Source organism: Acidisphaera sp. S103 (assembly GCF_009765975.1).
Classification (GTDB): Bacteria; Pseudomonadota; Alphaproteobacteria; order Acetobacterales; family Acetobacteraceae; genus Rhodopila.
Window position 1 is genome coordinate 198,605 of record NZ_LMUJ01000048.1, and the last position, 13,701, is coordinate 212,305.

Annotated in this window: 14 protein-coding genes; 8 read left to right on the plus strand and 6 right to left on the minus strand. The window is 62.7% G+C overall.

The annotated features are described in order from the left end of the window. Positions 1 to 389: 389 nt before the first annotated feature. A complete protein-coding gene (locus GSQ89_RS13450; RefSeq protein WP_158925885.1) occupies positions 390 to 1,094 on the plus strand; it encodes a PEP-CTERM sorting domain-containing protein in 705 nt (234 codons plus the stop codon). Between the two features lie 428 nt (positions 1,095 to 1,522). Here the strand turns inward: GSQ89_RS13450 and GSQ89_RS13455 are convergent, their stop codons facing one another. Further along, positions 1,523 to 2,425, minus strand: a complete 903-nt coding sequence (locus GSQ89_RS13455) for a YihY/virulence factor BrkB family protein (RefSeq protein ID WP_216856150.1) — start codon at positions 2,423 to 2,425, stop codon at positions 1,523 to 1,525. 218 nt (positions 2,426 to 2,643) lie between these two features. Here GSQ89_RS13455 and GSQ89_RS13460 point away from each other — a divergent pair, with 218 nt between their 5' ends. Then, a complete protein-coding gene (locus tag GSQ89_RS13460; protein WP_158925889.1) occupies positions 2,644 to 3,774 on the plus strand; it encodes a type III PLP-dependent enzyme in 1,131 nt (376 codons plus the stop codon). Positions 3,775 to 3,985: 211 nt separating this feature from the next. On the opposite strand, the gene GSQ89_RS13465 is transcribed toward GSQ89_RS13460, so the two are convergent. Beyond that, complete coding sequence (locus tag GSQ89_RS13465) at positions 3,986 to 4,792, minus strand: thiazole synthase (protein ID WP_158925890.1); 807 nt, start codon at positions 4,790 to 4,792, stop codon at positions 3,986 to 3,988. A 2-nt stretch (positions 4,793 to 4,794) separates the two neighbouring features. Then, on the minus strand, positions 4,795 to 5,007 hold the full coding sequence (gene thiS / locus GSQ89_RS13470) for a sulfur carrier protein ThiS (protein ID WP_254073194.1): 213 nt from the start codon (positions 5,005 to 5,007) through the stop codon (positions 4,795 to 4,797). A gap of 267 nt (positions 5,008 to 5,274) precedes the next feature. Here thiS and GSQ89_RS13475 point away from each other — a divergent pair, with 267 nt between their 5' ends. The 3 genes from GSQ89_RS13475 (at position 5,275) to GSQ89_RS13485 (ending at position 7,621) form a co-directional block, all read left to right on the plus strand. Next, positions 5,275 to 5,721, plus strand: a complete 447-nt coding sequence (locus GSQ89_RS13475) for an acetyl-CoA carboxylase biotin carboxyl carrier protein subunit (RefSeq protein ID WP_158925894.1) — start codon at positions 5,275 to 5,277, stop codon at positions 5,719 to 5,721. A gap of 4 nt (positions 5,722 to 5,725) precedes the next feature. Next, positions 5,726 to 7,066, plus strand: a complete 1,341-nt coding sequence (gene accC / locus GSQ89_RS13480; protein ID WP_158925896.1) for an acetyl-CoA carboxylase biotin carboxylase subunit — start codon at positions 5,726 to 5,728, stop codon at positions 7,064 to 7,066. 66 nt (positions 7,067 to 7,132) lie between these two features. Beyond that, positions 7,133 to 7,621 (plus strand): cupin domain-containing protein, encoded by a 489-nt coding sequence (locus GSQ89_RS13485; protein ID WP_158925898.1) that lies wholly within the window; start codon positions 7,133 to 7,135, stop codon positions 7,619 to 7,621. Between the two features lie 59 nt (positions 7,622 to 7,680). Here GSQ89_RS13485 and GSQ89_RS13490 read toward each other — a convergent pair whose 3' ends face one another. Then, the gene (locus GSQ89_RS13490; protein WP_158925900.1) at positions 7,681 to 8,169 is read right to left on the minus strand and encodes a DUF6362 family protein; all 489 of its coding nucleotides are present in this window, start codon (positions 8,167 to 8,169) and stop codon (positions 7,681 to 7,683) included. 40 nt (positions 8,170 to 8,209) lie between these two features. Then, complete coding sequence (locus GSQ89_RS13495) at positions 8,210 to 8,500, minus strand: AsnC family protein (RefSeq protein WP_158925902.1); 291 nt, start codon at positions 8,498 to 8,500, stop codon at positions 8,210 to 8,212. A 268-nt stretch (positions 8,501 to 8,768) separates the two neighbouring features. Here GSQ89_RS13495 and GSQ89_RS13500 point away from each other — a divergent pair, with 268 nt between their 5' ends. Together GSQ89_RS13500 and GSQ89_RS13505 are read left to right on the plus strand one after the other, a co-directional pair. Beyond that, entirely contained in the window at positions 8,769 to 9,122 is a 354-nt protein-coding gene (locus GSQ89_RS13500) for a helix-turn-helix domain-containing protein (protein ID WP_158925904.1), read from the plus strand. Between the two features lie 51 nt (positions 9,123 to 9,173). Further along, entirely contained in the window at positions 9,174 to 9,914 is a 741-nt protein-coding gene (locus GSQ89_RS13505; protein WP_158925906.1) for a bifunctional 2-polyprenyl-6-hydroxyphenol methylase/3-demethylubiquinol 3-O-methyltransferase UbiG, read from the plus strand. 313 nt (positions 9,915 to 10,227) lie between these two features. On the opposite strand, the gene clpB is transcribed toward GSQ89_RS13505, so the two are convergent. Continuing rightward, the gene (gene clpB, locus GSQ89_RS13510; RefSeq protein ID WP_158925908.1) at positions 10,228 to 12,807 is read right to left on the minus strand and encodes an ATP-dependent chaperone ClpB; all 2,580 of its coding nucleotides are present in this window, start codon (positions 12,805 to 12,807) and stop codon (positions 10,228 to 10,230) included. 114 nt (positions 12,808 to 12,921) lie between these two features. Between clpB and GSQ89_RS13515 the strand changes: the two genes are divergently transcribed. Then, positions 12,922 to 13,698 carry an MOSC domain-containing protein gene (locus tag GSQ89_RS13515; protein WP_158925910.1) on the plus strand — a complete coding sequence of 259 codons (777 nt, stop codon included), beginning with the start codon at positions 12,922 to 12,924 and terminating at the stop codon, positions 13,696 to 13,698. Positions 13,699 to 13,701: the final 3 nt, after the last annotated feature.

Below are 13,701 nucleotides of genomic sequence, written 5' to 3' on the forward strand. Positions count from 1 at the left end.
GAATACGTATCTTTAAGCTACATTGGTCCGCGATCCGATACAAGAGAATGATGGTAAAAATCCATAACGGTCCCTCATAATTCATCATTCCGCTCGGTTTCGCCGAGCTAGATGTATGGTTGTATGCGATACCGTCCGGTTCGACGGGGTTAACCGCGCGCCGGTTCGGCATGAAGCGGTCCGCATCCGATTTTTCGGTCGATGGTCGATGTCAGAGACGGGGCGGCGGATTTTGAATTCCTCGCGGCCGGGATGTCGGCGTTCTTTACACTTCGGTCGCCACGCTTTGGCTGAAAACGCATAACATGTTGGAATATATCATCTATATTTGATGGCATGTGATTTGCTTATAACCATGCTGATTGACACGATGGCAAGAGGCAGACGCAATGATACCCCGCATCCTCGTTTTTAGCGCTCTGGCGATGCTGACGGCTAACGTCGCGAACGCGACGACATACTTCAATACGATCAACTCCCCGGCGACGTTCAGTGGAAACGCTGACGGTCCGGTAGGAGATGGTGTGAATATAATGGCGGCATCGTTCAACGTTCCAGGTACGCCCAATTTTAACTCGGTCACATTGGCCTTGACCGCTGACAGCCCCACGGACGGCGGATCCACCATGGTTTACTTGGTTCCTGATGACGGGTCGGGTGGTGCAAACATGGCGGGGGCTCCCATGCTCAACGGTTCGGGTACGAATTTCGCCAATGCGGTGCTGGTTGGGACAATCCTCGACTCCAGCTTGGATATATCCGGCACCGGCCCGAGCCTGGTGGCGCTAACGATAACGCCGGCAGAGCTTGCATCGGTGACTAGCAAAACCAGCGACAACGAATATTGGATTGGCCTCGTTGCTAGCGGTACTTCGTCGGTGGAATGGAATCTCACCAGTTCTATCGACGGGCCTGGAATGGCGAGCCAATGGGACTTCAATAACGCTCTTGCCGAATTTGATGACACTTCCGGGGCGTATCAGATGATCGTCTCCGCGAATGTTCCGGCGCCGGAACCGGCGACGCTTGCCATCCTTGGCTGTGGTCTCGCGGGGATCGGCTATGTGCGCCGCCGCAAGGCGAAGAAGGGCTGAACGCCAACCGATTTGCGTAACCGGTAGAGCCGACGCAAACCGCCTAAACCGAAATCCTGGTTTAGGCGGCTTGGTTATGTCGGGTGGGTGTGCCTGGGTTGTTTCTTTTCAGCATGTTCTGCGGCGGGTAGCCGAACCATGACAACAGAAGGGAAATCGCGCGTTCCCAGGCGGGGTGAAAACGATCTGATGTCAATGGTGAATCGACAGCTTTTCCCTTTACCGGCGGCGAGGCTGGCGCCCAGGTTGCTATCAAATAATCTTGAATACAATGCAAAGACATCAACACTCCACGCGGCTTGCTATTCTTGGTGGTGATTTTGTGGATATTGGCCACTCCTGGTGGTGCGGCGGGTGAGATGACGCTGCTTCGTCCGCCTCATCCTCCCCCTGCAGCGGCGGCCTGAGCCGGATCGCTGGTGCGACGGTCACTCGACCGCGTCCCCTTTTTCCAACTGAGCGTTGAGCTCCGCACCCAGCAGCACCGTGTAGGCTGAGACATAAAACCACAGCATCACCCCGACTGCGGCCCCCAGCGACCCGTATGTCGCGCCGAACGTGCCGATTCGCGACACATAGAGCGACAGCAAGCCCGAAGCGATCAGCCACAGCACGGTCGCGAGCGTTGCTCCAGGCGTCAGTCTCGGCTGCCGCGGTTTCGGCCGGGATGGGCCGAAGCGGTACAGCAGAATGATGGCGACGAAGAAGAAGCCGATCAGCATCGCCAGCCCAGCCGCATGAATCAGGCCGCCGCCATGGTCCGACAATCCCAGGAAATCGATCGCTGGTGGCAAAAGCAGCAGCACGCCGATCGCCAGTATCGCACACAATACCGCGATCAGCGTCATCGACAGCCCGATGAACTGGAAAAGCAGGAACGGTCGCTGTTCGGTCACATCGTAGGCGACGTTGACGGCGGAGAGCACCGATTTGCTGCTGGTCGCGCTGCTCCAGAACGTCAGCAGGAAGCTGACCACCAGATGCAGGCTCAAACTACCGTTGCTCTGACTGACAAGCTGATGGACGCGATCCGCAATGAGGGCGAATGCCGGCGACGGCAGCAGGCCGGATAACACCGAAAGCTGCCGTTCGGCGGTGACGGGATCGAGAATCATGCCACCCACCGAGATCATCGTGCTGATCGCGGGAAACAGCGCCAATGTGGCGAAAAACGCGCACCCAGCGGCCGCGAGCGAAACCCGGTCCGTGGTGCTTGCCCGTAGGGTGCGGCCGAACAGGCCACGCCAGCTTAGGACGGCGGATCTTGGCGTAATCTCCGATGCCACGTCGTCCTCGCTGCCGATAATGTTGTTGACCATGTGGCGCGGCACGCGGGTTTTTTGAACCCCCGCACAATTTTGCTATTGCATGGGGGGGGTGGGGGTCTTAGATGGCCTTCACGCAGCAACGCACGTGCCTCTGGCCCTCTGTGGTTACGCAACGACGTCAAGCGTTCTGGCAATCGTTTGGTCGCTGGTTCGTTCGACCGTTTCGTCAACTACGCTCATCGCCTGGAAAGGTGAGCGTCCAAATAGGGAGGCCCGGCGCGATGACCCCGAAGATCGCCCGATTCCTGACGCAGTATCAGCCGGCAACGCCGTGTCTGGTGCTGGACGTGGACCGTGTGGAAGAGAATTTCCGCACCCTTCGTGATGCCTTGCCGCTGGCGCGGATCTACTACGCCGTGAAGGCCAACCCAGCGCATCAGGTGCTGGAGCGGCTGGTCGGCTTGTCCAGCCACTTCGACGCCGCAAGCATCGAGGAAGTTGACGCCTGTCTCGACGCTGGGGCGTTGCCGGAGGCAATCAGCTTCGGCAACACGATCAAGAAGGTGTCGGCGATCCGTCGTGCCCACGACGTTGGCGTCAGCATGTTCGCCTTCGATTCGCGTGAGGAGTTGGAGAAACTCGCCCGTCATGCCCCGGGTGCTCGGGTCTACTGCCGTATCCTGGTGGAGAACGAGGGTGCCGATTGGCCGCTGTCGCGGAAATTCGGGACGACGATCGAGAGCGCACGCGAGCTTATGCTGCAGGCCGGCGACCTGGGCCTGGACCCGTATGGCCTGTCGTTCCACGTCGGCAGCCAGCAGACGACAACCCGAGCGTACGAGATTGCGATCGGCAAGGTCGCCATGCTGTTCACCGACCTGACCGAGGCCGGGATCAATCTGCGCATGATGAATCTTGGCGGTGGTTTCCCGACCCGGTATCGCGACGACGTGCCGGAGATCGATCAATTCGGCAATGCGATCATGACCGCGATGACAGAGCACTTCGGTAACAATCTGCCGGACATGGTGATCGAGCCGGGCCGTTTCATCGTCGGCGATGCCGGCGTGGTGCAGGCCGAAGTCGTGCTGGCCAGCCGCCGTGACAAGAACGACCCAGTACGCTGGGTGTATCTCGATATCGGCCGTTTTGGTGGCTTGGCCGAAACGGAGGGCGAATCGATCAAGTATCGAATCACCACGCCTCATGATGGGACGGCGATGGGTCCGGTGGCGATCGCCGGCCCGACATGCGACGGCGCGGACATCATGTACGAGAAGTCGAACTACCGGCTGCCGCTGGCCCTGACGTCGGGCGACCGGGTGGAACTGTTGTCGACCGGCGCTTACGTTTCGACGTATTGCAGCACGAAGTTCAACGGATTCGCACCGCTGGCGGAATATTATTTGTAGGCGCGAGGGCGGCCTGACCGGGCTATGGCGCCATAGGTGCCCGGACAGCGATGGCGGGGAGAAGGGTTGGGCCGGCCGGGAACACTCTCCACGTCATGGCCGGGACACGCCCGGCCATGACGCATACACCCCGGCAGATCGGCCAAACAGTTCTTCGACCATCGCTTGCTTGCCCCGGCCATGACATAACTGGCCGGAACGAACCAATCTGTTACCGAATCAATCCCGTCAACGGGCTCGACGGATCAGCACCCATCCGCCGGGGCATCCGTCCGGCTCGGTAGGCCAGTCGCCCCGCCTCGACCGCGACCTTCATCGCGCGGGCCATCAGGATCGGGTCCTTCGCATGCGCGATCGCCGAGTTCAGCAGCACCGCGTCGCACCCGAGTTCCATGGCGATCGCCGCGTCGGACGCGGTGCCCACGCCGGCATCGACCAGGAATGGCACCGTCACGTGCTCCATGATCATGGACAGCATCGCCGGATTCTGCAGTCCCAGGCCCGACCCGATCGGTGCGCCCAGCGGCATGATCGCTACGCACCCCATTTCCTGCAGCCGCTTCGCCGCGATCGGATCATCAGCGCAATAGACCATGACCTCGAAGCCGTCCTTGATCAGCGCTTCGGCCGCCTCGAACGTGCCCTGCATGTCGGGGTACAGCAGCGGCGGTGGCCCCAGGACCTCCAGCTTCACCAAATTCCAGCCACCCGCTTCCCTGGCGAGGCGCAAGGTACGAACCGCTTCCTTGGCGGTGAAGCAGCCGGCGGTGTTGGGCAGGTAGGTGTATTTCTTCGGATCGACGTAATCCTGCAGCATCGGTGCGCCCGCGTCCGACAGGTTGACCCGCCGGACCGCAACGGTGACGATCTCAGCTCCGCTGGCCTCGATCGCTCGGCCGGTTTCCTCCAGGTCCTTGTAGCGGCCGGTGCCGACGATCAGCCGAGACCGGAATGTGCGGCCCGCCACCGTCCAAGTGTCGTCGACCGCGGTGCCTTCGGGCGCGATTGATCCGTCCATGCTCAGCCTCCACCAATGAAATGCACGATCTCCAGCGCATCGCCGCTCGCCAGCCATGTCTCGGCGTAGCGCGATCGGGGGACGATCTCCTCGTTCCGCTCGACCGCGACCTTCTTGGTGTCGAGGGCGAGCATGACCAGCAAGCCCGAGACGGACAGCGGGCCGCCGGCGGGGCCTTCGAAAACGCGGCTTTCACCGTTCAAGGTCAATGTCACGGAACCATTCATGCACGTCAGTATGGTGCGCCAAAGGGTCGGCGACAACGTTCGCAGGACCGAAAGCCGACCCGCGCCAGGCAAAACGCGCCTGGGTGCCGGTTCCAAGGAGCGCCGTTCCTTGGTGGGGGCCGGGGCAAAGCCCCGATCTTTCTCCCTCCAAAATTGGACCCGGTGCGTCGCGTATGCTACGCGCGCTGGCAATGCATCATTCCGGCGCGATTCCCTCACCTTGCCGGCGATGGCCGATATTCTGGAGGAAAGCCGTTGACTCGTATCCCCATCGATCCCGACACCATCCGCGCGCTGGCGGCGGTGCTGGTTGAAACCGGCCTGACCGAAATCGAGATCGCCGACAAGGACTCCCGCATCCGTGTCGTCCGCGGCGTCGTGGCGACGACGGTCGTCCCGGTGGCGGCCGCGGCACCGGCGCCGGCGGCACCGCTCGTGGCGGCTGTCGCCCAGGATGCGGCTGCCCATCCCGGGGCGGTCGTCAGTCCGATGGTTGGTGTGGCGTACCTGGCACCGGAACCCGGCGCACCGGCGTTCGTCACCGTAGGGCAGCAGGTTACGGCGGGCCAGACCCTGCTGCTGATCGAGGCGATGAAGACGTTCAACCAGATCAAGGCGCCGAAGGCGGGCACCGTCGCGGCCATCCTGGTGCAGAGTGGTGCGCCGGTGGAATACGGCGAAGTGTTGATCATCCTGGAATAGGCATTTGTTTCAAAAGATCCTGATCGCCAATCGCGGCGAGATCGCCCTTCGCATCCAGCGCGCCTGCCGGGAACTGGGGATTGCGACGGTGGCGGTACACTCCACCGCCGATGCCGAGGCAATGCATGTCCGTCTGGCGGACGAAAGCGTGTGTATCGGCCCGCCACCGGCCAAGGACAGCTATCTGAACATCCCATCGATCCTGTCGGCCGCGGCGATCACCGGCGCCGATGCAATCCATCCCGGCTACGGCTTCCTGTCGGAAAATGCCGCCTTCGCGGAAATGGTGGACGCGCATGGGCTGACGTTCATCGGCCCGTCCGCTGACCACATCAGCATGATGGGCGACAAGATCGCGGCGAAGACGGCGGTGGCCGCCGTGGGCATCCCTCTGGTCCCCGGATCTGATGGCGAACTGCCTGACTTGGAAACCGCCAGGGCGGTTGCTGGACGCATCGGCTATCCGGTGCTGATCAAGGCCGCGGCTGGCGGTGGCGGGCGCGGCATGAAGGTGGCGCGCGACCCGTCCGAACTGGAAGACGCTTTCCGTCTGGCGCGCACCGAATCCCGGGCGGCGTTCGGCAACGATGCCGTCTACATGGAGAAATATCTCGATCGGCCGCGGCATATCGAGCTGCAGATCATGGCCGATAACCATGGCAACGTGGTGCATTTCGGCGAGCGCGATTGTAGCCTGCAACGGCGGCATCAGAAGCTGCTGGAAGAGGCTGGCTCGCCGGCTATCAGCCCCGCGCAGCGACAGGCGCTGGGCGAAACGGCGACCACGGCGCTGCGGAAACTGGGATATCGCAACGCCGGGACGTTGGAATTCCTGTATCAGGACGGGCAGTTCTCGTTCATCGAGATGAATACGCGGTTGCAGGTGGAGCATCCGGTGACCGAGATGCTGTGCGATGTCGATCTGGTGCGGGAACAGATCCGCGTCGCCGCGGGTGCGCCCCTCGGCTATGAGCAGCGCGACGTCACGTTCAGCGGTCATGCCATCGAATGCCGGATCACCGCCGAGGACCCGGTTACCTTCATCCCGACACCGGGTCGGGTGACGGCGTTCCATGCGCCGGGCGGGTTAGGCGTGCGGGTCGACTCAGCGCTGTATGCCGGGTATTTCGTGCCGCCATATTACGATAGTCTGGTGGCGAAGCTGATCGTGCATGCACCAACCCGGGCTCGGGCGATCGACCGGATGCGGCGGGCACTGGACGAATTCGCGGTGGTGGGGATCAAGACCACCATCCCGCTGCATCAGCGGATCGTCGACGACCCGCAATTCCAAGCAGGTGACTACACGATCCACTGGCTGGAAAAGTTTGTCGCGGGCGGCTGACCCGCGAGGTTTGTTTGATCGCGTGATTGGCACCTCCGGCGATCACGCTTTGAGCGGAGATACACAATGACCCACGATCACGACCATCACCACGAACCAGTGGACTGGAAGCTGAACGGTGTACGGGTAATCAAGGGCGATCAGCTCGACACCAACACGGCGCAGACCCCCGGCATGAACCGTGCGGCGGCGATCAATCTCGCCAGGGTCGGGGCGCAGAAGATCTGGGCCGGCACGGTCAACATCCACGCCAATGCCAAGACCGGCGCGCACCACCATGGCGCGCTGGAAAGCGTGATCTACGTCGTCCGTGGGAAGGCCCGCATGCGTTGGGGTGAGAAACTGGAATATGTCGCCGAAGCCGAGGCAGGGGATTTCATCTTCGTCCCGCCCTATGTGCCGCATCAGGAGATTAACGCCTCGACTGACGAGACGCTGGAATGTGTGCTGGTGCGCAGCGACAACGAGGCGGTGGTAGTGAACCTGGATATCGAGCCGGTGGAGAAGCCGGAGGCGGTCTACTGGGTCGATCCGATCCACAAGCATCCCGCTTAGGCCGCAATCCCGCTGTCGCCATGGCTGAATTTCACGGGCCATGACGACAACCGAAGACCCTACGGCGCCGCCTTCAGCGCCGCGACGATCAGTCCGATCCCCTGGGCGTGCCACCGCTGAATCGCCTTGTGGTCCGCGCCAAGCGCCTTGCCGAGGCGGCGCCAGGGAAACAGATGCCGGTCGGTGATCGGATGCACCAGGCTGCGCGCGCCCACCACGCGACGCAGCACATAGCGATCCAGCGGAATTAGCGGGATCCAGCCCATGGCCTCGTCCATCCGGCTGATCTTGTCTGCCGCCGGGACCGAAGGGCGAATCCGAGCCTCGGTCCAGCCGTAGGCCTCGAGCGCGGTGCGGACGATTTCCAGCGAGGAGGAGCGCAGTCGAGTTGAATACCCGGTGCCGGGCAGGGCGAGCAGGGTCGCACCGGCTTCCTCCAGCCGATAGATGACGTAGTCGGCGTCGATCTCATAGCCGTTGGTCATCAGCGGACGGACGACCGGATTCGGGACGGCAGTAGCTGGATTGGTGGCGCGAGGCGTCTTCATGTTCGGGTCCTTCCGGCGTTTTGGGTGTGTCCGGCCGCGCTCAGCGGATCATGCCGGGCGTCTGGAAGGGCACGTCCTCCAAGCCGGTGCCGCGGTTGATCGCGCCCCAGGTATCGGCGTGGCCGGCGGGAAGCGGTTCGCGGTCGGCTTCGTCCAGGACCTCGGCGGCATTGGGCGGCAGCCGTTCGGCCCCGATCGCTCGGGCACGTTCGATGACCGTCCAGCGGGCGAGGCTGAGCGCGAGAGCGATGACGTCCCAGCTAGCGCCCTCGGTGCGGAGGCGGCGGATCTGGGTATCCTGTCCTTCAGTCCAGACTGTCTTCCTAGGCATTGGCGACCCCACTGCGAACATTAAGAGAACATGACGTTAGTTAGATAATATGACGGATAGTGTCAATTAAAATAACGTATCTAATCAGGAAAATTTGCCTTGGGATCGAAGCTCCGGACAACCGAGAGAGACAACGATTAAGGATCCATGGCGAAAGAGCCGTGGACCCGCAGGTAGCCGAACGATAGCGAGAGACCACGCACGCCACCCTGTCCGAGCCCTCGATTTCGCTGGACCTCGTTAGATGGAGTGAATTATACTAACGGATATGAGCACACCCCAAGACATCGGCACACGTATCCGCGCCGCTCGGCGAGATCGGGGCCTAACCCAGGACGAACTGGCTGACCGGGTCGGAGTCTCTCGCAGCGCGGTCGCGCAGTGGGAGACCGGACGCGCCGGCCAGGTCACCGGAAATCTGTCCCGCATCGCCGGTGTGCTGGAAGTGAACGTCGAGTATTTGATGTATGGCGACGACAAGCGCGCAGTGGGGGACGTACGGCAGGGCGACGAACTCGCACTGCTGCGGCTGTATCGCGAATGCGACCCCGAGGATCGTCAAATGCTGCTGCGCACCGCCCGTCGTTTGGCTCGGTCACCGGCGGTGCGGACGGACCCCTGACCAAGACGGCAGAGCCCGCCCAGATCATTGGTGAAGCGGATGGAACGAGCGATGGCGCAAAATATTTACGACAATGACACGTTCTTCGAAGGCTACAGCCGGCTGCCGCGATCGGTCGAAGGTCTCGACGGCGCGCCAGAGTGGCCCACATTGCGCGCCATGCTTCCGGCACTCGATGGCCGGCGTGTGCTGGACCTGGGCTGCGGCTTCGGCTGGTTCTGCCGGTGGGCGCGGCAAAACGGCGCGGCGAGCGTCCTGGGCGTGGACGTATCCGAACGGATGCTGGCACGGGCGAAAGCAGAGTCCGATGACGTCGCGATTACCTATGCCAGGGCCGATCTGGAGGATTTCCAAGCCGGTTCGGCGGCGTTCGATCTGGCTTATAGCTCTCTGGCTTTGCACTACATTGCAAACCTCGAACGGCTTATCGCCAGGGTGCATGCGGCGCTCGTGCCGGGCGGCAGCCTGATTTTCTCAGTTGAGCACCCGCTATTTACCGCACCGAATCATCCCGGTTGGTCGATCGATGCGGCAGGACATGCGACATGGCCGGTGGATAGTTATCTCGATGAGGGCCCGCGGTCGACAGACTGGCTCGCGAAGGGCGTGATCAAGCAACATCGAACGATAGCGACTTACGTAAACCTATTGCGGCGCTCAGGGTTTACCCTGTCGCATATCGAGGAGTGGGGACCGACCGCGGAGCAACTCACGTTGCACCCCGAGTGGGCGAATGAACGCGAACGCCCGTCGTTTCTGCTTGTAGCGTGCAGCCGCGCGGCGCAGAGGTGACACACGCGGCATGTCCGTCGCGACACTCAACGATATTGCTCAAGATCGACCCGGACAGCGTCTTCCCCGTCCCATTCAAAGGTCAGGCGCCATGGGCCGTTGATGTGAATCGTGTAGCGGACGGGTTTGCCCTGCAGCGGTGAAAGTTGAAACCGGCAGCATCCATTTCGTCAGGTTGCGTGGCGGCGTCCAGGCGTGACAGTCTTATCTTCAGGCGCTTGACCAGATCCGGCGGGACGCTGTCAAACTGGACTTCAAGCCATCGGAAGCAGGGAGGCGGCGCCACACCGCCCCCCGTCCCACCGTCCCACCGTCACGCCGCTTCGGCCAGGCGCCCGTTGATAACCAGTCCATCGGCTCCGGCCGCGACCCGCACCGTGTCGCCTTCCTTGACCCCGCCTTCCAGGATCAGTCCGGCCAACGGATTCTGCAACGACCGCTGGATCACCCGCTTCAACGGCCGAGCACCGTAGGTGGCGTCGTAACCTTCGGCTGCCAGCCAATCCAGCGCGCTGCGATCCAGGTCCAGACCGATTTTCCGTGCCGCCAGCAATCCACGCAGCCCGGCCAACTGGATCTCCACGATCGAGGCCATGTCGCTCCGCTGTAGCCGCCGGAACAGCACGATCTCATCCAGCCGGTTCAGGAATTCGGGGCGGAAATGCTGGCGCACGACCGCCATCACCTCACCCAGCACCATCGCCGTCGGTTCGCCTTCCTTCTGGTGCGACAGGACATCGCTGCCGAGGTTGGACGTCAGCACGATGATCGTGTTGGTGAAGTCCACCGTCCGGCCCTGGCCATCGGTCAGGCGACCGTCATCCAGGACCTGCAGCAGGATGTTGAAGACATCTTCATGCGCCTTCTCGACCTCATCGAACAGGATCACCTGGTAGGGGCGCCGGCGCACCGCCTCGGTCAGCACGCCGCCTTCGTCGTAGCCGACATAGCCGGGAGGCGCGCCGACCAGCCGCGAGACCGCGTGTTTCTCCATGTATTCACTCATGTCGATACGCACCATCGCCTTGTCGTCGTCGAACAGGAACGACGCCAGGGCCTTGGTCAATTCGGTTTTGCCGACACCGGTGGGACCCAGGAACAGGAAACTGCCGATCGGCCGATTCGGATCCTGCAAGCCGGCACGTGCCCGCCTAACCGCATCGGAGACAGCTTTCAGCGCCTCTTCCTGGCCGACGACCCGCTTGCGCAGTTCGTCTTCCATACGCAGCAGCTTGCCCCGTTCGCCCTCCAGCATCTTTTCCATCGGGACGCCGGTCCAGCGCGCGACGACGGCGGCGATGCTTTCCTCGGTCACTGCTTCGTTCACCAGCTTGCCGTCGGACGATTGGGCCAGCAGCCCTTCGATGGCGGGGATGACACCGTTGACCAGTTCGCCGGCGCGCACCCAGTTGGCATCGCGCTTGGCGATCTCAACCTCGCTGCGCGCCTGGTCCAGACGCTCCTTCAGTTTCTGGGTCTCCAGCACCTGCTCCTTCTCGTTTTTCCAAACGGAGGTCATGGCGTTCGAGCGGTCCTCGAGATCGGCGAGTTCCTTCTCCAGCTTGACCAGCCGGTCTTTCGACGCCGCATCGCTTTCCTTCTTCAACGCCTCGCGCTCGATCTTCAACTGGATCGCGCGACGGTCGAGTTCATCCAGTGCTTCCGGCTTCGAATCCACCTGCATGCGCAGACGGCTTGCCGCTTCGTCGACGAGGTCGATCGCCTTGTCGGGCAGGAACCGGTCGGTGATGTAGCGCTTCGATAAGGTTGCCGCTGCAACCAACGCCGCGTCGGCGATCCGCACGCCGTGGTGCAGCTCGTACTTCTCCTTGATGCCGCGTAGGATGCTGATGGTGTCTTCCACCGTCGGCTCACCCACGAACACCGGCTGGAAGCGACGGGCCAGCGCGGCGTCTTTTTCCACGTGCTTGCGGTATTCGGTCAGCGTGGTCGCACCAATGCAATGCAGCGTGCCGCGGGCCAGTTCCGGCTTGATCAGGTTGGACGCGTCCATCGCGCCGTCGCCGCGGCCGGCGCCGATCAAGGTGTGCATCTCATCGATGAACAGGATGACCTGGCCCTGGGCGTCCTCGATCTCCTTCAGGACGGCCTTCAGGCGTTCCTCGAACTCGCCGCGATACTTCGAACCGGCGACCATCGCGCCGAGGTCGAGCGACAGAAGCTGCTTGCCTTTCAACGCCTCCGGCACGTCGCCGTTGACGATGCGCAGGGCGAGGCCCTCGACGATGGCGGTCTTGCCGACGCCGGGCTCGCCGATCAGCACGGGATTGTTCTTCGTGCGGCGCGCCAGCACCTGGATCGTGCGGCGGATTTCCTCGTCACGGCCGATCACCGGGTCGAGCTTGCCTTCGCGGGCGACGGCGGTCACGTCGCGGGCGTATTTCTTCAAGGCGTCGAAGTTGGACTCGGCGTTCGGGCTGGTAACCTTGCGGCCTTTACGAATGTCATTAACCGCTTTCTCCAGCGCCTGCGGCGTCAGGCCGGCTGCCTTCAACGCGCGCCCGGCGGGAGTGCTCGACTCCGCCAGCGCCACCAGCAGCCGATCCTGCGCCACGTACTCGTCGCCGGCGCGCGTCGACGCCTGCTGCGCGGCGTCCAACACCCGTACCAGTTCCGGTGTCAGTTGCGGCTGTCCGGCCCCGCCGCCGCTGACTTTCGGCTGGCGTGCCACCTCGGCGTCGTTCGCGGCGGCCGCGGCTTTCGGGTCGCCCCCGGCGGCCTTGATCAGGCCGGAAGCGGCGCCCTCTTCGTCATCCAGCAGCGCCTTCAGCAGGTGCTCCGCGGTAATCCGCTGGTGGAATTCCCTGATCGCGATCGTGCTGGCCGCCTGGAGAAATCCCTGGCTGCGTTCGGTAAACTTCTGAAGATCCATATCCTGTCCCTTTCATCAGGCGACGGCCAATTCCTGCCCCTCAAGAGGCGACAAGAACGGGCTTTGAAACCGAAGTGGGGCGGAGCAGACTATCGCTCAAGGGGAGGCCAGACGATGCGAATCGAATATCTGTATCGCTATCCGGTCAAGGGTCTGACGGCGGAGGCGCTGGAGGAGACGGAAGTGGAAGCGGGCGGCGCCATCCCGTGGGACCGTGCCTTCGCGCTTGCCCAGGGGGATTCGGGATTCGACCCGGCCAATCCCACTTGGCTGCCCAAGTGGAATTTCCTGTGCCAGATGAAGCATGCCCGCGCGGCGATGCTGTTCAGCGTGTTCGACCCCGGTTCCAAGATTCTTCGCATCCGCGCGCCCGATGGCAGCGCGATCGAGGCAAATCCGATGACTCCGGCGGGGCGGGAGCGGATCGGCGGGTTCCTGGCCGACTATATGGGGGCGGAAGCCCGTGGCCAGCCGACCTTTCACCACATTCCAGGCCATGTGTTCAGCGACCAGAAGACCAAGGTCATCAGCCTGAACAATCTTGCCAGCTTGCGCGATTTCGAATCGAAGGTGGGTGCGCGTCGCCACCGCCGGCGGTTTCGCGCGAATGTGTGGTTCAGTGGTGCGCCTGCCTGGGCCGAGCGGGAGTGGATCGGCCGGGAGTTGCAGATCGGCGGGGCGGTCGTGCGGGTGCTGAAGGGCACGACGCGGTGTCCGGCAACCGAGGTCAACCCGGAGACCGGCGAGCGCGACGCCAAGCCGCTCGAGGAACTTCGTTCGCTTTATGGTCATGTCGAGTTGGGCGTTCATGCCGAAGTCGTCGACGGCGGCCGGTTTGCGATCGGGGACTCCATGGAACTGATGGAGATAGAGACGCGGCCTTTTTCGTAGGCT